A 20,817-nucleotide genomic window follows, 5' to 3' on the forward strand; every position below is an offset into this window, starting at 1 on the left:
GGCGATCGGAAATGGGTCCAGCGGAGGAACATGCGGTGTTCGTCGAGCAACTGCGCCGGTGGTCTCTCGGCATCTTGGACGACGAGCTGGCCCGGCTCTCCCAGCGGGTTCCGCAGCTGACCGAGAACGAGCTGTGGGTCATCGAGTACGCGCTGAACCAGCTCGTCGAAGGAACCCTGCTGTCTCCGGTGCAGGCGCTGCCTGACCGGGCCCGCCAGCTGCGCGCCCTGTTCGGCCTGCCCGTGGCCGAGCGCGAGTATGTCCAAATAGGAGGTGCGGCATGACGGCGCAGCAGACTCGTCCGGCGCGCAAGCCCGCGCGCATGCCACCCCCGGTGCGCAAGCTGTTCACCTTGCTGCACATCGTGTTCGCCATCAGCTGGCTGGCCAGTTCGGTGGTCGACCTGATCCTGGCCCTGCTCGGCCAGAGCACGGACGAACCGGAGCTGCAGCATGCCGCGTACCGCGTGCTGGGCGTGCTCGGTGACTATCTGGTGCTGCCGCTGAGCTGGGCCACCCTGATCACCGGTGTGCTGATGGCGATGGGCACCGGCTGGGGCCTGGCGCGGCACAAGTGGGTGCTCACCAAGCTGAGCCTCACCGTGCTGACCGTGACGCTGGTGCTGGCGGCCTTCCTGCCCAGCGTGCACGAGGCGGTGGCCGCGGTGGAGAGCACGCCGGCCGGGCAGCTCGCCGACGTCGGCGGCGCCGCGAGCGATCTGTCCATCGCGGGCAGCGTCTCGCTGGCGATCTACTTGTTCAACGCCTTCCTGTCCGTCTTCAAACCTTGGGGGCGCACGAAGTTCGCTTCCCGTACCGCGCAGACCGCGAAGGCCTGAGCGATGCGGGGAAGGTGGTGAGGGGTCCGGTGCCCGCATGGGGTGTGTGGACAGCGGGCCCCTCGCCGCCGCCTTTCAGCCGACCCAGCCTGGACGGACTAGGCCGGCCTCGTAGGCGACCGCGACCAGCTGTGCCCGGTCGCGGGCACCGAGCTTGACCAGCGCCCGGCTGACGTGGGTGCGCGCGGTGGCCGGGCTGATGCAGATCTGCCTGCCGATCTCGTCATTGGACAGTCCCTTGGCGACCAGCGTGACGACTTCTCGTTCCCGTTCGGTCAGCGCACTGAGCTTGCCGCTGGGCACCGGCCGCCTTGTCTTGGCGGCGAACTCGTCGATCAGCCGCCGGGTGACCGTCGGGCTGAGCAGCGCGTCGCCGTGCGCGACCACCCGTACCCCGGCGATCAGCTCCTGCGGTTCGGTGTCCTTGACCAGGAAGCCGCTGGCACCGGAGCGGATCGCCTCGAACACGTACTCGTCCAGCGCGAACGTGCTGAGCATGATGATACGGACGTCCGCGAGGTCGGCGTCCGCCGCGATCTGCTTCGTGGCCTCCAGACCGTCGGTGCCCGGCATGCGGATGTCCATCAGCACCACGTCCGGCTTCAGCTTCCTGGTCAGTTCCAGCGCTTCTTCGCCGTCGCAGGCTTCGCCGACGATTTCGAGGTCCGGCTGCGACCGGAGCAGGGCGCGGAAGGCGCCGCGGACCAGTGCCTGGTCGTCGGCCAGCAGTACCCGGATCGACACCGGGTCGCCGGTCATGAGCCGTCTCCGAGCGGCAGCCGCGCCTCCACCACGAAACCGCCGTACCGCCGCTGCCCGGCGTTCAGGCTGCCGCCGAGCTCGGTGGCCCGTTCCCGCATGCCGTGGATGCCGTGCCCGGCCCCGCTGCGGTCCTGGTCCAGGGTGCGCGCCCTGCCCTCGTCGGAAACCCGCACCACCAGCACGTTTTCGTCCAGCCTGATGCCGACCTTGGCCCGCCGGGCGGTGGAATGCTTGGTCACGTTGGTCAGTGCCTCCTGCACGATGCGATAGGCCGCGATGTCCACTCTGGCCGGCAGCTCCCGGCCGCCGAGCTCGACCTCCGTCGTGGTCGTCACGCCCGCGTCGCGCGCCGCCCGCACCAGCCGGCCCAGATCCTTGAGGCTAGCGGTCGGCGCGGTGGGCGCTTCGGTTTCGCCGCGAAGTGAGTTCAGCGTGCCACGAATTTCGGACAGGGTGTCCCGGCTGGTGGTGCGGATGACGTTGAGGCTGCTCTCCACCTGCTCCCGGTCGCCGAGCAGGTGCAGCGCGACCCCGGCCTGCACGTTGATCACCGACAGGCTGTGCGCGAGCACGTCGTGCAGGTCCCTGGCCAGTTGCAGCCGTCCGTCGCCGGCCACCCGCAGCGCCTCCTCGGCCTGCGCGCGCTCCCGCTGCCGCGCCGACTCGCGGCGCACCCGGACCTGCTCGCTGACCACCGTCACCACGACCATGATCGAGCTGATGCCGACCACCTTGTCCTGCTCCATCGGCTGACCGAACCGCCAGGTCAGCGCGGCCACCAGGAACCCGACGAACAGCGCGGTGGCCGTCCACGCAACCAGCCGGCGCCCGTCGAGCTGGGCGATGATCAGCGAGAAGGCGAAGCTGAGCACCACTGGGCCGAACGGGTAGCCGAGCACCAGGTAGACGCCAAGGCTGAGCAGGGAGACCAGCACCGGCAGGGCGGCGTCCACCCGGCGCAGGAAGAGACCGAGCGGGCCGATCACGAGCAGTACGTACGCCAGTGCGTCCCGCGGCTCGGTTTCCGGTGCCTCGTAAGCGATTCCACTGGTGACCATCACCTGCATGAGCACCAGCACGCCGATCAGGGCGGCCTCGCGCGCGAAGTCCTCGCGTGCGCTGGTCTCCGCCGGGGTGCTCACCGGGCAACCATAAGTGCCAACGCTCCCACCCCGCAGTGGGTTCTCAGCGGGCTTTCATGTACGGCGAATGAGGTATAGGCCGGCCCGCGAGTACCGCAGAAGACGCACACCAGGTCACGTTGTTGGACGGACGCGGTGCGGCGCCGGATTGAGCACAGTAGTGCATACGGGCTCTGCGATCGGTGGGGCATCGCCGACAGAGGACGCCTGGAATGCCTGGTCTTTCTATCTCGCGCTGTAGCGACGGCACGCCCGGTTCCGAAACCCCCACGGAACCTGGCGTGCCGTCGGCCGCACCCGAGGAACGACCGGTCGCCGGGGTCAGCCGCGCGACCAAGATCTACGGCCACGGGGACGCCGCGGTGACCGCGCTGGACGAGGTCACGGTTTCCTTTCCCCGTGCCACGCTCACCGCGATCATGGGCCCTTCCGGCTCCGGCAAGTCGACCCTGCTGCACTGCCTCGCCGGGCTGGACACGCTGACCGGCGGCACCGCCACCATCGAGGGCAGGGACCTGGCCGCGTTGTCCGACACCGGGCTGACCCTGCTGCGACGGGAACGCATCGGTTTCGTGTTCCAGTCCTTCAACCTGCTGCCCACCCTGTCCGCCGGTGAGAACATCACGTTGCCGCTCGACCTGGCTGGCAGGTCGGTCGACCGGGTCTGGTTCGACACCCTGGTCGCCGCGGTGGGCCTCACCGACCGGCTCGGCCACCGGCCTGCCCGGCTTTCCGGCGGCCAGCAGCAGCGGGTCGCGGTGGCCAGGGCGCTGATCACCCGGCCGGCGGTGGTGTTCGCGGACGAGCCGACCGGCAACCTGGACAGCCGCAGCGGCACCGAGCTGCTCGAGCTGCTGCGCCGGTCGGTGCGCGACCTGGACCAGTCGGTGATCATGGTGACGCACGACCCGGTCGCCGCCGGCTACGCCGACCAGGTCGTCTACCTCGCCGACGGGCGGGTGGTGGACACCATGCTGCGGCCCACCGCCGAGCGGGTACTGGACCGGATGAAGACGATCGGCGGCTCGTGATGGGCGACCTTTACGATCGCGAGTACTGATGCTGCGGCTCGCACTCCGGGAGACCTGGGCGCGAAAGCGGCGTCTCGCCGGCACCATGTTCGCCGTCTTCCTCGGCGTCGCCCTGCTGAGCGGCACCTTCGTGCTGTCCGACACGCTGACCCGCAGCGTCAACCAATCGCTGTCCGACACCTTTTCCGGGATCAGCGTGGTGGTGCGGTCCAGCCAGGCGCTGGACCCCAGCCCGCGCCCGGACCGCAGCACCCTGCCCGCGGAGCTGGTCACCGCGGTGGCCGCGGTGCCCGGGGTGGCCGAGGCCGCGCCGGTGATCGGCGGCTACGCGCAGATCCTCGGCCGCGACGGCCGCGCGGCGCTGGGGGACGGTTTCCGGGTCGGCGCCAGCTGGATCGGCGAGACCCCGCTGAACAACTACCGGCTCGCCGAGGGCCGGAGCCCGGCCGCGGACCATGAAGTGGTCATCGACCGCTCCACGGCCAGGGCGGTCGGGCTGACCCTGGGCACCAGTACCACCGTGCTGGCACCGGAACCGCATCCGGTGACCGTGGTCGGCATCGCCACCTTCGGCAGCGCCGACGGTTTCCTCGGCAGCTCCTACGTCGGGTTCACCCTTGCCGCGGCGGAAAAGCACCTCGGCAAGCCGGGCCAGGTGTCGAACATCTTCGTGCACGCGCAACCCGGAGTGGCGAAGGCGGACTTGGCGGCCAGCATCTCGGCCGTGCTGCCGCCGGGCGTGCAGGCCGTCGTCGGGTCGGAGGCCTCCGCGGAGGCGACCGGGGTGATCAACGAGGGACTGCTGGTCAACCTGAACCTGGTGATGTCCGGGCTGGCCGCGCTGAGCCTGCTGGTCGCGATCTTCTCGATCTACAACACGCAGTCCATCCTGACCGCCCAGCGCACCCGCGAGTTGGCCCTGCTGCGCGCGGTCGGCGCGAGCAAGCGGCAGGTGCTGCTCGGCGCGCTCGGTGAGGCCGGCATCGTCGGCGCGGTGGCCGCCCTGTTCGGCCTCGGCGGCGGGCTGCTGCTCACCCTCGGCCTCAAGGGCGCCTTCGCCGGGTTCAACGTGATGCTGCCGGGCAGCGGTCTCGTGGTGCGCCCGGCCGGGCTGCTGATCTCCTTCGCGGCCGGGGTGCTGGCCACCGTGCTGGCCGGCCTGGTGCCCGCGCTCCGCGCGTCCAGGGTCGCGCCGCTGGCCGCGCTGCGGGACGTGGAGGCCCGCGCCGCGAACCCGGGCGGTGCCAGGGCGCCGATCGGGCTCGGGCTGCTCGGGTTCGGAGTGCTCGGCGTGGTCGGTTCGATGGCTGGGCTCGGCGTGGTCACCGGTGGTGTCGGCGTGCTGCTGGTGGTGGCGGGCGCGATCGCGCTCGGGCCGATCGCGGCGGGCCCGGCGATGAAGTACTTCAGCGCGCCGTTCGGTGCGCGCCGCGGCGCTCCGCTGGATCTGGCCGTGCGCAACGCGGTCCGCGACCCGCATCGGGTGGCCGGCGCGGCCACCGCGCTGCTGGTGGGCACCCTGCTGGTGACGCTGGCGACGGTGCTGGCCGGTTCGCTGCGCGCCTCACTGGACGCGGCCGCCGCCGGTTCGCTGCGGGCGGACCTGGTGATCAGCGCGCCGGGGGCGAACGGGGCCACCTCGGGGCTTGGCACCGGCGTGGTCACCGCCGTCCGGCACGGTGACGGGGTCGGCAAGGCCGCCGCGCTCGGCACCGGCCGGGTGCTGGCCGGTGGCGCCGGGCAGGCGGTCACCGTGGCCGACCCCGGGCAACTGGACGGGCTGGTCGAGTTCGAGTTCCGCTCCGGCGACCCGGCCGGCCTGCACGGCGACGCGGTCGCGGTTCGCCAGGCCTTCGCCGAGGAAAGGGGCTGGCGCAGCGGGGACACGGTGCCGATCGGCTTCCCGGACGGGGCCACCGTGCACACCCCGATCGCCGCCGTGTTCGCCGCGCCGGGCCTGGTGCGCGACGTGGTGCTGCCGCCGGAAACCTGGGCCGCGCACAACGGGCAGCAGGGCGCGAGCGAGGTGCTCGTCGATCTCCAGCCCGGCGCCGACCGGGCGCGCACGATCAGCGCGCTGGAGCACGCGATGCGGGCGTTCGGTGATCCGCCGGTGCGGGACCGGCAGGAGTACATCGACTCGGAGACCGAGGCCGTCGGCACCGCGCTGAACCTGGTGTACGCGATGCTGGCGCTCGCCGTGCTGATCGCGGTGCTCGGGATCGCGAACACCGTTTCGCTGTCGGTCTTCGAGCGCACCCGCGAACTGGGGCTGCTGCGCGCGGTCGGGCTGACCCGCGGCCAGACCAGGACCACGGTGCGCTCCGAAGCCGTGCTGATGTCGGTGTTCGGCAGTTTGGGCGGGGTGCTGCTCGGCTGCCTCGCCGGCGCGGTGACCGTGCTTTCCGCGAACTCGATCTTGCTGACCCAACTGGAACTTCCGGTGCTGCCGCTGGTGATCATCCTGATCGCCGGCGCACTGTCCGGGGTGCTGGCCGCCGCGAGGCCGGCCAGCAGAGCCGCCCGGCTCAACGTCCTGACCGCTATTTCTGCGAGTTGAAAAATGACCACCATTATTGAGCCAGACCACGTAAAATCGTTACCCAGCCGCGGAGGTCACATGGTGAACGTGCTGCTGTTGGGCGCCGCCGGAGTAGCCGGCCGCGCTGCGCTGACCGCTCTGACGAGCGAGGGTCATCCGGTCACGGTCTGGGACAACCAGCGCCTCCCGGTGGGGGTTCCGGTCGCCGGCGGGCCGATCAGCGTGGACCTGGTCGGCGGTTTCGACGCCGTGGTGGACCTGCGGCCGAGCTGCGAGCTGCCCGACCGCGGGGTCGCGGACCTGGTCAGCACCTGCATCGCGGCCGGTGTTCCCCGGCTCATCCGCGGTTCGGTCACCTGCGGCTACGCCGACGGCGGGGACGGCTACGTGGCCGCGGACCGGACCGTCCGGGACGCCGTCGGCGGCCTCGCCTGGGCGATGGCGGTGGAGCGGCAGGTCGCGGACTTCACCGCCGCCGGCGGGGCCGGGGTGGTGCTGCGGTTCGGCAAGTCCTACGGGCCGGACGACGTGGCGACCTGGCGGATGCTGAACCTGGCCAGGCGCGGCTGGTGCCTGCTGCCCGGCCGTGCCGGCGCCTGGCACAGCGCGATCCACACCGCCGACGTCGGCACCGCGGTCGAGGCAGCATTGCGGGCACGGGCCGGAATCTGGGACGTGGCCGACTCGGAACCCTTGCGCCGCGCCGATCTGGTGCAGGTACTGGCGAGCGTGGTGGGCAGGCCCACCTTGCGCCGCCCGCCTCGCTGGCTGGCCGCCGCGGCCGGTGCGTCGTCGATGGGCCGTTCGCACCGGGTCTGCAGCACCGAGTTCCGCGCCGAGACCGGCTGGGCCCCTTCGGTGCCGAGCCGCCGCGACGGGCTGCCGGTGGTCGCCAGGCAGCTTTCCTTTCCCTGCGCCGATACCAGCGTCCGGAGCTAGACCTTGGGGGGTTTGCCGAGCAGGCGGTCGGTGGACAGCGATCCGGTCACGACCTCGTTCGCGACCTCGCTCAGCCGGCGGTTGTTCGTCCGCGCGTACCCGCGCAGCGCGTTGAACGCCGCGCCGAGGTCAGTGCCGAGCCGTTCGGCCACCAGCCCCTTGGCCTGCTCGATCACCACCCTGCTGTTCAGCGCCGACTGCAGCTGTTCGATCAGCACTTCCTGGCTGCGCATGGAACGTTCCTGGAGCAGGCCGATGGTGGCCACCGAGACCAGCGCGTTGGCCGTGCGGATCGCGTCCTGGTCCAGTTCGCCGGGTTTGTCGCGGAACAGGTTGAGCGCGCCGATCACTTCGTCGCGCAGCCGCATCGGCAGTGCGTGCACCGACTTGAAACCGGCCGCTTTGGCCGCGCTCGGGAACCTGGTCCACCGCGAGTTCGACGCGGTGAGATCGGGGTGGCTGATCGTGGAGCCGGTCCGGAAGGCGTCCAGGCAGGGACCTTCGTCGTTCTGGAGCTGGAGCAGCTCGAGCAGCCGTACCCGCTCGTCCGAGCTGGCGATCAGCTGCAGCTCGCCGGCCGTGTTGGCCAGCAGCAGCCCGGCCGCGTCGATGTCCAGCAACTCCACGCACCGATCCACCAGCAGGTGCATGAAATCGATGACGTCGAAGTCGTCGATCAGGGTGTCTGCTAGTTCGACGAACGTGTCGACGAGGCGCTCATGACTCATCGAGGTCACCTCCATGGGGTTGCCAGGGTACTTGTCTTGCGCGCGGTCTGTGCGTCAAGCGGGCGTCTCTTCCGGTGAGAAGCGGATTCGCCGGGTCACCACGTCGGTGGCCAGCTCGGTCAAGGTCCGCTGGTCGGTGAAGGCTCTGGCGCGTAGCCGGGCGAAGGCGTCTTCCATGCTGACGCCGAGCTGCCCGGCGACCATGCCGGTGGCCTGGTGCACCTGCGGGCTGTTCAGCGGCAGGCCGTCGCCATCCGGCACGCCGTCTCCGACCGGGCGTCCGGCCTGCTCGTCCAGCAGCAGCCGCAGGGCCAGGTCGGCGAAGACCACCGAGTTCGCCAGCGCGTCGCTGCCCAGCGAGCCCACTTCGACCTGGTGCAGGGTGAGCACGCCGACCGGGATGGCGCCGATGCACAGCGGCAGTGCGAACACCGCCCGCGCCCCGGCGTCCACGGCCAGCGGCGCGAACAGCGGCCAGCGGCGGGCGCCGGCCGACGTGCCCAGATCGCTGACCAGCACCGGCCGGCGCTGGTCAGCGGCGTCAACGGAGGGGCCCTCGCCGGTGGTGACCTGCAGCTCTGCCAGGCTCCCTGCCAGCGCGTCCGTGGCGTACTTCAACTCTGGCCAGCCGGAACCGTTGGCGAGGGTCAGCGCGGCGCCGCTCACCGTGAGCCGGTGCACCGCGGCGTCGCACAGCACTCGCGGGGACACCACCACGGCCTTGGCCGCCGCGTGCTCGGACAGCCAGTTCCACACCCGGACGATCCGGCTGCCGTCGCTGACCAACGCGATCGCCTGGCCCTTTCGGCTGTGCACACCCGGCAGCGGCTCGTACGGCCGGCCGGTTCGCGGTTCAGCGAGTGGCCGCACGCAGTGGTGCGCCGACTGCGTGTAGATGTTCTAGCACGTACCCGTAGGTCCGCAGCCAGCCGCACTGGGCGTAGTCGATCCCCCGCTGGCGGCAGAATTCGCGCACGATCGGCTGAGCGCGGCGCAGGTGCGGCCTCGGTAGGGTCGGGAAGAGGTGGTGCTCGATCTGGTAGTTCAGTCCGCCGAGCGCGAAGTCCACCCAGATGCCACCGCGCACGTTGCGCGACGTGAGCACCTGCTTGCGCAGGAAGTCCAGCGTGTGTCTTTCGGCCAGGGTGGGCATGCCCTTGTGCCCCGGGGCGAACGAGCATCCCATGTAGACACCCCAGAGGCACTGGTGCACCAGGATGAACACCACCGCGGTGAGCGGCGAGAGCACCAGGAACACCGCGGTCAGGTAGAGCGCGAAATGCCCGGCCAGCAACAGAATCTCGCCGCGCCGCGCCTTCACCCCGGGGTGCCGCAGCGCCTGCACGCTGGACGCGTGCAGGCTCAGCCCTTCGAGCAGCAGCAGCGGGAAGAACAGGAACGCCTGGTACTTGGCCATCCAGCGCAGGAAACCCCGTTTGTGCCCGCCCTGGCCGACGGTGAAGGCGAGTGCGGGGATGTCCAGGTCGGGATCGTCCTGTTCGTGGTTCGGGTTGGCGTGGTGGCGGTTGTGCTGGCCGAGCCACATCCCGTAGCTGATCCCCACCAGTCCACCGTGGACATAGCCGATCAGGTCGTTGGCCTGGCGTTTGCGGAAGATCTGCTTGTGCCCGGCGTCGTGCCCGATGAAGGCGAACTGGCCGAACATCACGGCGAAGAAGGCGGCCAGGAACAGCTGCCACCAGGAGTCGCCGAGGAAGGCGAAAGCCACCCAGCCGCCGGCGAACGCGAGGATGTTGAGCCCGATCTTCACCGCGTAGTAGCCGTACCGCCGGCGCAGCAGGCCGGCCTGCCGGATCTCGCGCGAGAGTTCGGCGTAGTCGCTGTTCTGCGTGGGCAGGGCCTCGGTGGAGGTCATCAAACGCCCGCTTCCCGGTTGGCGTCTACAGCGCACCGGGGTCTCGGGCGGCACCGCTCGCGGTTCTTCCCGCGTTCCCCACCAGCGTCCCACCCCCACCACCTATCAGCAACCACCCCCGGTTAACTGTCCGTGAAGGCCACCTTGCCTACCTTCAAGGTAGTGAAGGTGGCCTTCACGGACAGTGAGGCGGCTGGTGGGGTCAGTGGCGGGGCTTGGCGATGATGGCGGTGTTCTCCAGCGGCAGGTCGGCGGTGCGTTCGACGTCGAAACCGGCCCGGTTCAGCATCGAGGTGAAGCTCTCCAGCGTGCGGTGCTTGCCACCGGCGGTCATCAGCAGGTGCAGGTCCCACATCGACGGCAGCACGGTGGCTTCGGCGTCCGCGGTGGCCCGCACCAGCCGGTCGAACACCAGCACGCGCCCGTCCGCGGGCAGCTCGCGCCGGCACCGCTCGAACACGCCGACCACGTCGTCGTCGGCCCAGCCGGCCAGCACCCGGCAGAACATGTACACGTCCCCGCCAGGCGGCACGGACTCGAACATGCTGCCGCCGGCCAGCTCGACCCGGTCCAGGCCGACCGTGGCGGTCAGGTTCTCGCGGGCGAGCGGCACCACGTGCTCGCGGTCGAACAGGATGCCGGTGGCGTCCGGGGTGGCGGACAGGATGGCCGCCAGCAGCTGCCCGTTGCCGCCGCCGACGTCCACCACCTTCTTGCCGGAGAAGTCGAACACGTCCGGCACGTAGTCGAAGAAGACGTTGCCGGCCTTCATCGCGCGCTGGAAGCGGTCGGCCGCGTCCTCGTGCTCGCCGAGATAGCTGTACAGCGGCTGGCCGTACGCCTCCTCGAACCCGGAGCCGACCGTGGTGATGGCCTTCTTCGGGTGTCCCCAGGCGGTGTAGAACTCCTCGCCGTAGAGCAGGCACATCTCGCGCATGGAGTCGGGCTCGTCCAGCAGCGTCCGGCTCAGCGCGGTGTTGCGGAAGCCGGTCTCGCCGTCGCCTTCGAACACCTTCATCGCGACCAGCAGCCGCATCAGGCGGTGGATGCCCTCTTCCTTCGAGCCGGTCGACGCCGCCAGCTCGACGGTGGTGACCCGGCCCGCCTCGATGTGATCCGGCAGTCCCAGCTTGACCGCGGTGTAGAGGGCCTGTGCCCGCCACCCGCCGGTGATCACTTCCAGCGCTTCGCGGGTGGCCTGCAAGTCGACCTTCACTCTGCCTAACCTCCGGTTCGGGCGGTGCTCAGGTGGGTCAGGTGGGGATGCCCTCGCGCCTGATCACCGGCACCTCGATGCCAAGCGCGCGCAGCTGGTTGTACGGGTTCATGAATTCCCGATTCTGCACGATCTTGCCTTCCTTCAGCAAGAACGAGTGGATGAAATGGTTCTCGTAGTACCCCTCGGGGTAGCCGGGGAAGAGAATCTTGCCCTTCCCGTCGCATTCCACCCAGAATCGGTTCGGGTCCTGCGTCTCGAAGATCTCGATGTTGTACCAGACCCAGTCCGGAAAGACCTGGAGCGACCAGGCGCCGTGCGCCTTGAGCTTTTCGCGGCCACGGGAAACGATCGGTTCCTTGGTGTCGCCGGTGTACAGGCCGCCGCTGCCGTCCTCGGTGAAGAGCTGGTACCGCGTCAGGCGGCCTTCACCTTTTCTGCTCATGTAGTCCGCGACCACTTCGCGGTGGACGCGCCGCAACTCCACGTCGTCGGAGAATCCTTGATTGTTCGAGGTGACGTCGGTCATAATCGAAACCTCACAAAGTGTTGGAGAGGCTGGCCTGCCCGAACTTTTTTAGTGGCCGACCAGGCGATCTGTCAACGTGTCCAACTGACGATTTTCCCTGGTTGGACGCCCCGCTTGGCGCCCAGGACCGGCGCCGGTAGCTTGAGCGAATGCACGATTATGTGGTCGCCGATGTCTTTACCGGTACCCCGCTGGAGGGTAATCCCGTCGCCGTCTTCCTGGACGCGGCAGATTTGTCCCCAGCGACCATGCAGCGCATCGCCCGTGAAATGAATCTTTCGGAAACCACTTTCGTGCTCCCGCCGGAGAACGGCGGCGACGTGCGGGTCCGGATCTTCACCCCGGTCAACGAACTTCCCTTCGCCGGCCATCCGACCCTGGGCACCGCCATCGTGCTCGGTGGCTCGACCACGGCGGAACGCATCGAGCTGGAAACCCATATGGGCACCATCCCGTTCGATTTCGACCGTTCCGACGACCGGCTGCTCTCCGCCAGCATGCGCCAGCCGATTCCCACCTGGGGCCCGTACGAGCAGGCCGAAGAGCTGCTCGACGCGCTCGGCTGCGAGTCCTCCATCCTGCCGGTGACCGTCTACCACAACGGGCCGCGGCACGTTTTCGTTGGACTGGAAAGCGTTTCGGCGCTGTCCGCGGTCAAACCGGACCTGCTCGCGCTGGCCCACCACCTGGACATGGCCGCGAACTGCTTCGCCGGCTCCGGCCGGCACTGGCGGATGCGGATGTTCTCGCCCGCCTACGGGGTGGCCGAGGACGCGGCCACCGGTTCGGCGGCGGGCCCGCTCGGAGTGCACCTGGCCAGGCACGGCCTCGCCCCGTTCGGCGAGCAGATCGAAATCCTGCAGGGCGTGGAGATGGGCCGCCCGTCCACCATGCTCTCCACCGTGCGCGGCACCGCCGACAAGATCGAGCAGGTGGACGTGGCCGGTTCCGCGATCGTGATCGCCCGTGGCACCCTGCAGATTTGACGTCGTGAGTGGAAAGTGTTGCCAGGGCAACACTTTCCACTCACGAGGCTTTAGGGCTGGAGCCGCTGGCTGGTCCAGGTGTCGCCGTCGAGGTCGTAGCGCAGCCGGCGGTGCAGCCGGTCCGGGCTGCCCCGCCAGAACTCCACTGTGGACGGAGCGAGCCGGTAGCCGACCCAGGCGGCGGGGCGGGGCAGTGCTTCGCCAGGCTCGGCCAGCTTGGCGGCCTCGGCGCGCAGTTCCTCCTCGTCGGCCAGTGGCGCGCTCTGGTCCGCGGCGACCGACATCGGGTGCGTGCTGATCGGGCGGGCGTTCCACAAAGCGTCGGATTCGGCGTCCGGCAGCTGCGTGACGCGCCCGCCGAAGATCACCTGCTGGCTGGTCTCGCGCCAGTAGAACACCCCCGAGGCCCAGTCGTTGCCGGCCAGGTCACGGCCCTTGGGGCTGGTGTTGTGGCTGGTGAACACCCAGCCTTCGGCGGTGATCTTGATGGTCTGCACGATCCGGTTGGACGGACGGCCCTTGGCGTCCGCGGTGGCCAGCGCGACCACTCCCGGCTCCCGCACCCCGAGCTCGACCGCGGTTTCGAACCACTTGCGCAGCAGCGCGATCGGGTCCGCCGGTGGTGTGTCGAACTCGGGTAGCTCCAGCGCGATCGGCGGTGCGAACGTCGGCGCGTTGTTCACTTACTCCTCCACATGTTTCCGCTGATGATGCGTCTCAGTTGCCCAGCGCCAGCCCGAGCCCGGACAGGACCGCCTGGTCGTAGCGCCCCTCCACGGTGGCTTCGACGTCGAACCGTACTCGTTCGGTCGGCCCGTAACCGATCAGTTCGGCCGCCCGGTGCGGGGGCAGCGGCTGCTTGGTCGCCTCCTCGGACTCCCACAGCATCACCGCGCCCCAGCGGTTTCCCTCGCGGTCGGAGATCCAGAACTTGAAGCGCAGCCCGCGGACGTCCTTCCACGGATCGACGCCCTCGTCCCGCAGGTAGACCCGCAGCGTGTCGATGGTCTGCTCGGAGTCGGTCAGGTCCCACCAGGCAATCGTTGCCCTCATACGCCCAATACCTCTTTCATCCGGTCGGTGACGATCCTGGGTCCGTCTTGGGTGAGTACCGATTCGGCGTGGAACTGCATGGACGCGAAATGCGGTCCGCGCAGCGCGTGCACCTCGCCAGTTTCGGCGTCCCGGCTGATCTCCACCAGCCCTACGCCTGGCCGGTCCACCTCGTTCTCGCTGCTGTGCGCGGCGAAGGTGTTGTAGAAGCCGACCCGTTCGCGCGCGCCGAACAGGTCGATCTCCCGTTGCGCGCCCTGGTTGGGCACGTCCCGGCGGACCAGCTTCAGGCCGAGGTGCGTGCTCAGCACCTGATGGCTGAGGCAGACCGCGATGAACGGCCGCCGCTCCCGCAGCAGGGTGCCGATCGCGGAGTGCAGGTGCGCGATCCGGGGATGGCTCAGGTCGCCGGGGTCGCCTGGACCTGGCCCCATGATCACCAGGTCGTGCTCGTCGAAGTGGTAGGGCTGGTCGAACCGGCGCACGGTGACCGTCAGGCCCAGCGAGCGGAGCTGGTGGTCGATCATCGAGGTGAAGGTGTCCTCCGCGTCCACCACCAGCACTCGCCGCCCGGCCAGTCCCGGCTCGGCTGTCGCGCGCGCGGCGTTGTCGGCCAGCCAGAACCGGGCCAGCCCGGTGTTGCGCCTGCCGAGCGCGGCCCGCACGTCCGGGTGATCGCCGAACCTGGCCGGCCGTTCCGCGTCCAGCGCAGCCAGCAGCCCGGCCGCCTTCGCCCTGGTTTCGGCCACCTCGGACACCGGGTCGGAATGGCGCACCAGGGTGGCGCCGACGCCGATCTCCACCCGGCCGCTGGAGTCGATGTCGGCGGTGCGGATCAGGATCGACGAGTCCAGCGTGCGCTCGCCGCGCTCGTCCCGGCCGATCAGCGCGATGATGCCGCTGTAGTAGCCGCGGCCACGCGGCTCGTACCGGCCGATCACCCGGCAGGCGCTCTCCAGCGGGCTGCCGGTCACCGTCGGCGCGAACATCGTCTCGCGCAGGATCTCGCGCGGGTCGCGGCTGGAGCGGCCCTTGATGAAGTACTCGGTGTGCGCCAGCCAGGCCATCTCCTTGAGGTAGGGGCCGACCACCCGGCCGCCGTTCTCGCAGATGCGGGCCATCATCTTCAGCTCTTCGTCCACCACCATGTACAGCTCGTCGGTCTCCTTGCCGTCCGCGAGGAAGGCCATCACCTCGGACAGCGTCGGCCCGGTCGGCGGGTACCGGTAGGTGCCGCTGATCGGGTTCATCACCGCCACGCCCTCGTGCAGGCTGACATGCCGTTCCGGGGTCGCGCCGACGAAGGTCCGGGTGCCGGTGTGCACGACGAAGGTCCAGTACGCGCCCGATTCCCGCTCCCACAGCCGCCGGAAGAAGGTCAGCGCGCTGTGCGCGCCGTAGCCGGTGATCTCCGCGATGAACGAGCGCTTGATCACGAAGTTGGCGCCCTCGCCGGTGCCGATCTCCTCGGCGACCACCTTGCGCACGGTTTCCGCGTAGGTCTCGTCGTCCACGTCGAAAGCGCCGCCGGCCAGCCGGATGTCCTCGTCCGGGATGCGCGCCAGCACCTCGGCGGCCGGCACTCGCGCCTGCCCGGTCACCCGCATCGCGATCAGCGGGGACCCGTCGTCGACGCAGTCGAATCCCCGTTCGCCGATCTGCCGGTAGGGCACGATCGCCAGCACCTCGTGCCCGGGCCCGCCGTCTTCCTCCGGTACCGGCAGCCCGGCAAGAGTGTCCGGTGTGGACACTTCGCCGACCAATACCTCCAGGCAGTGCCTGCCGGTCGACTCGGGGCGGTGCAGCAGGGCGAACGGCGGTGGCTTCGGTCCGAGCACCTGGCCGAGCAGGTCTGTGTTCACGGCAGGGTTCATGGCAGGACCTCTTTGGCGGTGAGCACCACGGCGCAGCGCTCGGCCGCGTACTCCACGGCCAGCCGGTGGTAGTCCTCGGTGAAGTCCGCGATCGCGTCCGCCACCACGAAGGCCTGGATGTCGTTGGTGAACGCCTCCACCGCGCTCATCAGCACGCCGACATGCGCGTACACCCCGCAGATCACCAGCTGGTCGCGGCCGAGCTCGCGCATCCGCTCGAGCAGGTCCGAGCGGAAGAACGCGCTGTAGCGCCATTTCGTGAACACCCAGTCGGACGGCCGGGGGGTCAGCGGCTCCACCACCTCCCTGTCCACCGGGTCCACCCGCATGCCGGGTCCCCAGAAGTCCTTCAGCAGCCCGCGTTGCTCCTCGGTCATGCCGCCCGGCTGTGCGGTGTAGGCGATCGGCATGCCGAGCTCGTCGCACCGGTCGCGCAGCCAGGCGGTGTTGGCGACCAGCTGTTCTCTGATGCCGTCGGGGAACGGTTGCAGGAAATAGCGCTGCATATCGTGAATCAGCAGCACCGCTCTGGCCGGATCCACTGCCCACCGCGCGACGTTGCCGGGCAGCTCGGCCGCCATCGGCAACGGATACGGCGCAATCGGAGGAATACCCACCACTACCATCCCCTCTTCGAAAAGTCTCTTGTGCGGACGAGCGTCAGCCGTTCCAGGCCGAGACCACGTCGACGGCCTGTCGTGGATTGAGCCGCGGGTCGCACAGGCTGGTGTACTTGTCGCCGACCTGGCCGACCCCGGCGTCCCCGCGCACGCATTCGGTGACGTCGTCCGGGGTGGTCTCCAGGTGCAGCCCGCCGGCCACCCCGCCGGCAGCGCCGACGGCGAGCTGGAACCCCTCGACCTCGCGGATCACCGTTTCCAGGAAACGGGTCTTCAGCCCGGCCGGGGTGTTCACCGTGTTGCCGTGCATCGGGTCGCAGAGCCAGATCACCGGATGCCCCGCCGCGCGCACGGCCACCACCAGCGGGACCAGCAGCCTGGTCACCGCCTCCGCGCCCATCCTGGCGATCAGGGTGAGCCTGCCCGGCTCCCGGCCGGGGTCCAGCCGCTCGCACAGCGCGACCAGCTCGTCGGTGGTGGTGTTCGGGCCAACCTTGCAGGCCAGCGGGTTGACCACGTCCGCGAGCATCGCCACATGCGCCCCGTCCACCTGCCTGGTCCGCTCGCCGATCCACGGCCAGTGCGTGGAGGTGAGCAGCGGGCGACCCTGCTCGTCCTGGCGCAGCATCGGCATCTCGTAGTCCATCAGCAGCGCTTCGTGGCTGGTCCACACCGGCGGTTCGATCCGTGACCTGGCGTCGCGCCAGCCGAGCAGTTCGATCGCGTCGCTGGCCGCCCGGTAGCCGCTGAGCAGCCGGCGAGGGTCGGCCCGGCGGCCGTCCGGGTCCGGTTCCGGGCTGTTCACCATGTGCCCGCGGTACACCGGCAGCTCCACGTCCCCGACCAGCTCGGTGGGTCTGGATCTCGGTTTGGCGAACTGGCCGGCGATCCGGCCGGCCCGCACCACCGGCCGGTGGGTGTTCATCTTCAGCACCCCGGCCAGCACGTCGAGCAGCCCCGCCTTGCGGGCGACGTAACCGGGGGTGCATTCCGCTGGGTCTTCCGCGCAGTCGCCGGCCTGCACCACATGGGCCTGGCCGGTGGCCACACCGGCCAGTATCGAACGCAGGGTCCGCACCGCTTCGGCGTCGACGAGCCCTGGCAGCGCCGCCAGCTCCCGGCGCACGCTCAGCACTTGCGCGTCGTCTTCCCACTGCGGCTGCTGCCGGGCCAAGAACACCGGATTGTCGAGCAGAGCGTGGTCCACTGATCTCTCCAAAGGGGAATGGGGTGGTACGCATACCGTTTTCGCCTGGTGGCGAACGACAGTGGTGAAATCGGAATGGAAAGACCCGCCCGCCGCTACACTGCGCCGGTCGTGTCCCTTTCGAGTTGTTCCGCGAACATTTTCCAGACCTCGGCGCATTCCATCGCCACGTTCGCGATGGTGTCCCGGCAGTGCGGCGGCACACTGTCGATGATGGTTGCCCATTTCTCCTCACTCATCGCGTGCACGTCGAGCAGACGCAGCAGCATCCGGCCGGTCTCGGTGAACCTGAGGGTGGGGTCCGCCCGGAGGCGGTGCAGCACCGAAGCCCGGCCGGGTGTCCTGGCGGCCTCCGGTTCTCCTCGTCGTTCCGGTTTCGCCGCCGGCTCGGCGGCCTGTTTCGGGTCGCGTTGTTTCGGCAGGATCGGGTTCTCACCGCAGCGCAGCCTGCTGCGCACCGCGCGCGCGGTCTCCGGTGAGATGCCGGCGGCCCTGGCCACCTGGCGCAGCGAAAGATGCGGGTTGTCCGCCATCAGCTCGCCGGCCAGCCGCCGCCGTTCGGCGCTGTTGATCGGGCGCACCCTGCCGTCCTGGCCGATCCGGACGTCGGGCTGCGGCACCGCACCGCCGGGACGGCGGCGCAGCTCCGCGATCGTCTTCGCGGACAGCCCGGTCACCGAGGCGAGCAGCCGGTCCGACCACTGCGGATGCGAGGTGATGATCCTGGCCGCGGCGGCCTTGCGGTCGGCCGGCGAGAGCGGCAGGCCGTGCGCCGCGTTCGCCTTGACCGCGAGCACGAAGGCGTCCGCCTCGTCACCGTCGAAGAACCGCACGGAGATCTCGGTTTCCGCGCGAAGCTGGGCGGCCCGCAGCCGGTGCAGCCCGTCGATCACGCGCATGGTGGCCCGGTGCACGATGATCGGCGGCAGCTCGTCCTGGGTGTCCGCGAGCGCGCGGGCGTGCTCCGGGTCGGCGCCCGCGGTGCGCGGGGAGCCGGCCACCGACAGCGCGGCGATGGCGACCCTGACCACCGGTTCCTCGGCGGGCTGTCGTTTTTCCGTCAACTTTCCGTTTGTGTCAACGCATCCGAATTCTCCCGGAACGCGGACAGCTAGATCTGTCACCTCGTAACACCCCAGTCGTCATAACTCAACTCAACGAGATCGAGCGCGGCGCTAGACGGCTCACAGGTCGATGCGGGGATCTTGAAACATCAACTTGTTCTACTGCGTTCACTACCCGGACGTTCGGCCCGTGGTTCCCGCTGCGCGCCCTACCGTGCTCGGGCGACCAGTCTTGATCTTCCCCAGTTCATCTTGACGCAAGCCTTTCCCCAGTCGTCATATAAGGGCAGAGTGCCACAACTCGTGCCGTGACGACAGGTCTTTCAGTAGCTCATGCGGTGATCTTGGCGAGTCTGGTTGCCGCAACCTCACGATCTTGGCTGTGTGGGCGAAGCCACATACGGTGCGATGCAGTATTCGATGACGAATGCCAATGTCCCAGTCGTATGATTTGCCGCCTTCTGCCAGCTTGCCCAGTGCGGAACGCGGGGTGTAGGTCAGTTTGGTCAGCACCGCGGTCAGCTTGGTCAGCGAGCGGCCGGCGAAACCCTGACCTGGTGGACAAAGGCATTGATCAAGAGGGTGTTGAGCTGCGGAAACATCGGTTCCGGTCGCGCCGGGGCAAAGCTGAGAACGTGCCCGACTTGATAAACTAATACTTTCCGCACTTGACATCGGCTAAGCGCTGCCCTTAAGGGCAAAGACGCTACTCCGATCGGGCGGCGGTGTCTCGCGGTCCGAGCCCGCCGAGGCCGAACTGTGGCAATCTTGGTGGGGAACCATGACACTGCATGCGCGGTTTGGGGGCTGCCTCTGTGGACGGTTTTTCCTCGCTCGCCGTGTACCTGGACAGACTGCACTGGTCGCCGGAACGGCTGGCCCGTGAAATAAACCGGTTACACGGTCCCGGAACCGTTAGCAGCAAGGCTCCGTACGGTTGGTTGAAGGGATCGTACCCACGAGGGCGGGTTCCCGCCATGGTTTGCGGAATTCTGTCCGAACAACTCGGTGAAATCATTGATGTCGGAAAGATCTGGCCCCACCGGTTCTCGAGCGGGGGTCGAGATTTCTCCGATAACGACCTGCAACTGCCTTGGTCCGCCGAGTACATCGGCCGGGCGATGGATTCTTTGCTGGGGCCAGCCGAACAAGATGTTCCCGGCATGTTCACTCCGGTGCCGAGTTCGGTACTGGTCTCCCTCGGGGTGGACTGGCTGACCGCCACCGACCGGCCACCGCCCGCACGCCGGTGCGGGGAGGAGGTCACCGCCGGCGCGATGGAGCTGCTGGCCGGCCGGATCGGCCAGTTGCGCGGGCTGGACGACGCGCAGGGCGCGCTGGTGGCGAACTGGATGGCGCACGACCTGCGCTGGGCGATGCGGCTGGCGCGCACCGGTTCCTACGACCAGTCCACCGGGACCCAGCTCTACCGCGCGATCGCCGAGCTGGCCCAGCTGGCCGGCTGGCTGCTGGTCGACCTCGGCCAGCGAGCCAGGGGGCAGCGCTATCTGCTCGCCGGGCTGCGGGCCGCGAGCCTGGCCGGCGACCGCGACCTCGGTGCGTACATCCTTTCCTGCCTCAGCTACCACCTAGTCTGGAGCGGCAACGCCCGCGATGCCGTGCGGCTGGCGAAGATCGCCCGCAACGGCGCCGCCTGCTCGTCGGCCGGGATGGCCGGTTCGCTGCTGGCCACCCGGCAGGCGCGGGCGCACGCCAGCCTCGGCGAGCAGCGGGAGTGCCAGCAGGCGCTGGAGGAGGCGGCGCAGGCTTTCGTCCGGCCGTCTCCCGGCGAACCGCCTTCGTGGAGTTCCTGGGTGACGTTGCCGGTGCTGGAGGCGGACGCCGGTCGCGCGCGACTGGACCTCGGCGACCCGCGGCGCGCCGAGCAGCATCTGGTGACCGGAATCCGGCGGCTGGACCAGAGCCGCCGCCGCGACCGGATGCTGCATTCGATGTCGGTGGCCGAAGCGCGGCTCGCGCGGGGCGAGGTGGACGGCGCGGCCGAAGTCACCCGCGTCGCGCTGGAACTCGGCAGGGAGATCGAGTCCACCCGCGCCCGCAGCAGGCTGGTCGGCCTGCGCGCCCACTTCGCCGGGCACGATGCCGTGACGGCGAAGGAAATGACCGACGACATCGATCAGGTGCTGGCCGCGCTGCGGCCGTCCGGCCGGCGCCTTTGACCGGTGGGACCGCCCGAGCCGGGTGGCCCCACCGATGAATTCCGTTGCCGGGTAAGGCTTTCAGGACGCCCGATCACCGGTGGCCAGCCGCAGGCCGATTTCGACCATTGCCCAGCCGAGCCGCTGACGCCGGGTGAGGGTGCTGCGCAGAACCCGGCGCGCCGGTGATTCGAGATCGGTGCGATTTTCTCGTGCGACGATTTCCGCCATTACCACGTGGAGCAAGACCG

Annotated in this window: 21 protein-coding genes; 7 read left to right on the forward strand and 14 right to left on the reverse strand. The window is 69.4% G+C overall.

The features are described 5' to 3' along the window. Positions 1–11 precede the first annotated feature (11 nt). Both AMYNI_RS0118380 and AMYNI_RS44815 read left to right on the forward strand, forming a co-directional pair. Positions 12–284: a hypothetical protein gene (locus AMYNI_RS0118380; RefSeq protein WP_157357399.1), complete on the forward strand. Its 273-nt coding sequence runs from the start codon at positions 12–14 to the stop codon at positions 282–284. Continuing rightward, positions 281–838, forward strand: a complete 558-nt coding sequence (locus AMYNI_RS44815; protein ID WP_020669501.1) for a hypothetical protein — start codon at positions 281–283, stop codon at positions 836–838. The genes AMYNI_RS0118380 and AMYNI_RS44815 overlap by 4 nt, the downstream gene beginning before the upstream one ends. A 75-nt stretch (positions 839–913) precedes the next feature. Here AMYNI_RS44815 and AMYNI_RS0118390 read toward each other — a convergent pair whose 3' ends face one another. Then, a complete protein-coding gene (locus AMYNI_RS0118390) occupies positions 914–1,597 on the reverse strand; it encodes a response regulator (RefSeq protein ID WP_020669502.1) in 684 nt (227 codons plus the stop codon). Beyond that, positions 1,594–2,742: a sensor histidine kinase gene (locus AMYNI_RS0118395; RefSeq protein ID WP_020669503.1), complete on the reverse strand. Its 1,149-nt coding sequence runs from the start codon at positions 2,740–2,742 to the stop codon at positions 1,594–1,596. The genes AMYNI_RS0118390 and AMYNI_RS0118395 overlap by 4 nt, the downstream gene beginning before the upstream one ends. 281 nt (positions 2,743–3,023) lie before the next feature. Between AMYNI_RS0118395 and AMYNI_RS0118400 the strand changes: the two genes are divergently transcribed. From AMYNI_RS0118400 to AMYNI_RS44820, 3 genes are read left to right on the forward strand one after another with little or no spacing between them, the layout of a single operon-like run. After that, positions 3,024–3,773: an ABC transporter ATP-binding protein gene (locus AMYNI_RS0118400; protein WP_020669504.1), complete on the forward strand. Its 750-nt coding sequence runs from the start codon at positions 3,024–3,026 to the stop codon at positions 3,771–3,773. 28 nt (positions 3,774–3,801) lie between these two features. Beyond that, entirely contained in the window at positions 3,802–6,333 is a 2,532-nt protein-coding gene (locus AMYNI_RS0118405; RefSeq protein ID WP_020669505.1) for an FtsX-like permease family protein, read from the forward strand. A 60-nt stretch (positions 6,334–6,393) separates the two neighbouring features. Beyond that, entirely contained in the window at positions 6,394–7,254 is an 861-nt protein-coding gene (locus tag AMYNI_RS44820; RefSeq protein ID WP_020669506.1) for an NAD-dependent epimerase/dehydratase family protein, read from the forward strand. On the opposite strand, the gene AMYNI_RS0118415 is transcribed toward AMYNI_RS44820, so the two are convergent. The 5 genes from AMYNI_RS0118415 to AMYNI_RS0118435 all read right to left on the reverse strand — a co-directional run bounded on the left by AMYNI_RS0118415 (position 7,251) and on the right by AMYNI_RS0118435 (position 11,603). Then, positions 7,251–7,982, reverse strand: coding sequence for a GAF and ANTAR domain-containing protein (locus tag AMYNI_RS0118415; protein ID WP_020669507.1), 732 nt, complete (start codon positions 7,980–7,982; stop codon positions 7,251–7,253). The genes AMYNI_RS44820 and AMYNI_RS0118415 overlap by 4 nt on opposite strands. Before the next feature lie 54 nt (positions 7,983–8,036). Continuing rightward, positions 8,037–8,798, reverse strand: a complete 762-nt coding sequence (locus tag AMYNI_RS44825; protein ID WP_157357400.1) for a GAF and ANTAR domain-containing protein — start codon at positions 8,796–8,798, stop codon at positions 8,037–8,039. 37 nt (positions 8,799–8,835) lie between these two features. Continuing rightward, positions 8,836–9,858 (reverse strand): fatty acid desaturase family protein, encoded by a 1,023-nt coding sequence (locus tag AMYNI_RS0118425; protein WP_020669509.1) that lies wholly within the window; start codon positions 9,856–9,858, stop codon positions 8,836–8,838. A 202-nt stretch (positions 9,859–10,060) separates the two neighbouring features. Next, entirely contained in the window at positions 10,061–11,074 is a 1,014-nt protein-coding gene (locus AMYNI_RS0118430; protein ID WP_020669510.1) for a methyltransferase, read from the reverse strand. Between the two features lie 37 nt (positions 11,075–11,111). Then, positions 11,112–11,603: a PhzA/PhzB family protein gene (locus AMYNI_RS0118435; protein WP_020669511.1), complete on the reverse strand. Its 492-nt coding sequence runs from the start codon at positions 11,601–11,603 to the stop codon at positions 11,112–11,114. A gap of 149 nt (positions 11,604–11,752) precedes the next feature. On the opposite strand from AMYNI_RS0118435, the gene AMYNI_RS0118440 reads away from it, so the two are divergent. Continuing rightward, positions 11,753–12,589: a PhzF family phenazine biosynthesis protein gene (locus tag AMYNI_RS0118440; RefSeq protein WP_026360617.1), complete on the forward strand. Its 837-nt coding sequence runs from the start codon at positions 11,753–11,755 to the stop codon at positions 12,587–12,589. A 50-nt stretch (positions 12,590–12,639) separates the two neighbouring features. On the opposite strand, the gene phzG is transcribed toward AMYNI_RS0118440, so the two are convergent. The 6 genes from phzG to AMYNI_RS0118470 form a co-directional block, all read right to left on the reverse strand. Further along, positions 12,640–13,272, reverse strand: a complete 633-nt coding sequence (gene phzG, locus AMYNI_RS0118445) for a phenazine biosynthesis FMN-dependent oxidase PhzG (protein ID WP_020669513.1) — start codon at positions 13,270–13,272, stop codon at positions 12,640–12,642. Positions 13,273–13,306: 34 nt separating this feature from the next. Continuing rightward, positions 13,307–13,642 (reverse strand): hypothetical protein, encoded by a 336-nt coding sequence (locus tag AMYNI_RS0118450; protein ID WP_020669514.1) that lies wholly within the window; start codon positions 13,640–13,642, stop codon positions 13,307–13,309. After that, the gene (locus AMYNI_RS0118455) at positions 13,639–15,516 is read right to left on the reverse strand and encodes an anthranilate synthase family protein (protein WP_040405808.1); all 1,878 of its coding nucleotides are present in this window, start codon (positions 15,514–15,516) and stop codon (positions 13,639–13,641) included. The genes AMYNI_RS0118450 and AMYNI_RS0118455 overlap by 4 nt, the downstream gene beginning before the upstream one ends. After that, positions 15,513–16,142 (reverse strand): isochorismatase family protein, encoded by a 630-nt coding sequence (locus tag AMYNI_RS0118460; RefSeq protein ID WP_281170276.1) that lies wholly within the window; start codon positions 16,140–16,142, stop codon positions 15,513–15,515. Before AMYNI_RS0118460 ends, AMYNI_RS0118455 begins: the two co-directional genes overlap by 4 nt. A 34-nt stretch (positions 16,143–16,176) precedes the next feature. After that, positions 16,177–17,343, reverse strand: a complete 1,167-nt coding sequence (locus AMYNI_RS0118465) for a 3-deoxy-7-phosphoheptulonate synthase (RefSeq protein WP_020669517.1) — start codon at positions 17,341–17,343, stop codon at positions 16,177–16,179. A gap of 95 nt (positions 17,344–17,438) precedes the next feature. Beyond that, positions 17,439–18,407 carry a ParB/RepB/Spo0J family partition protein gene (locus AMYNI_RS0118470; RefSeq protein ID WP_020669518.1) on the reverse strand — a complete coding sequence of 323 codons (969 nt, stop codon included), beginning with the start codon at positions 18,405–18,407 and terminating at the stop codon, positions 17,439–17,441. Positions 18,408–19,198: 791 nt separating this feature from the next. On the opposite strand from AMYNI_RS0118470, the gene AMYNI_RS0118475 reads away from it, so the two are divergent. After that, positions 19,199–20,587 (forward strand): NsdA family TPR-like regulatory protein, encoded by a 1,389-nt coding sequence (locus AMYNI_RS0118475; RefSeq protein ID WP_063713770.1) that lies wholly within the window; start codon positions 19,199–19,201, stop codon positions 20,585–20,587. A 60-nt stretch (positions 20,588–20,647) separates the two neighbouring features. On the opposite strand, the gene AMYNI_RS49100 is transcribed toward AMYNI_RS0118475, so the two are convergent. Further along, positions 20,648–20,812 (reverse strand): hypothetical protein, encoded by a 165-nt coding sequence (locus AMYNI_RS49100; protein ID WP_157357403.1) that lies wholly within the window; start codon positions 20,810–20,812, stop codon positions 20,648–20,650. Positions 20,813–20,817 lie beyond the last annotated feature (5 nt).

This window comes from Amycolatopsis nigrescens CSC17Ta-90, from assembly GCF_000384315.1.
GTDB classification, from domain to species: domain Bacteria; phylum Actinomycetota; class Actinomycetes; order Mycobacteriales; family Pseudonocardiaceae; genus Amycolatopsis; species Amycolatopsis nigrescens.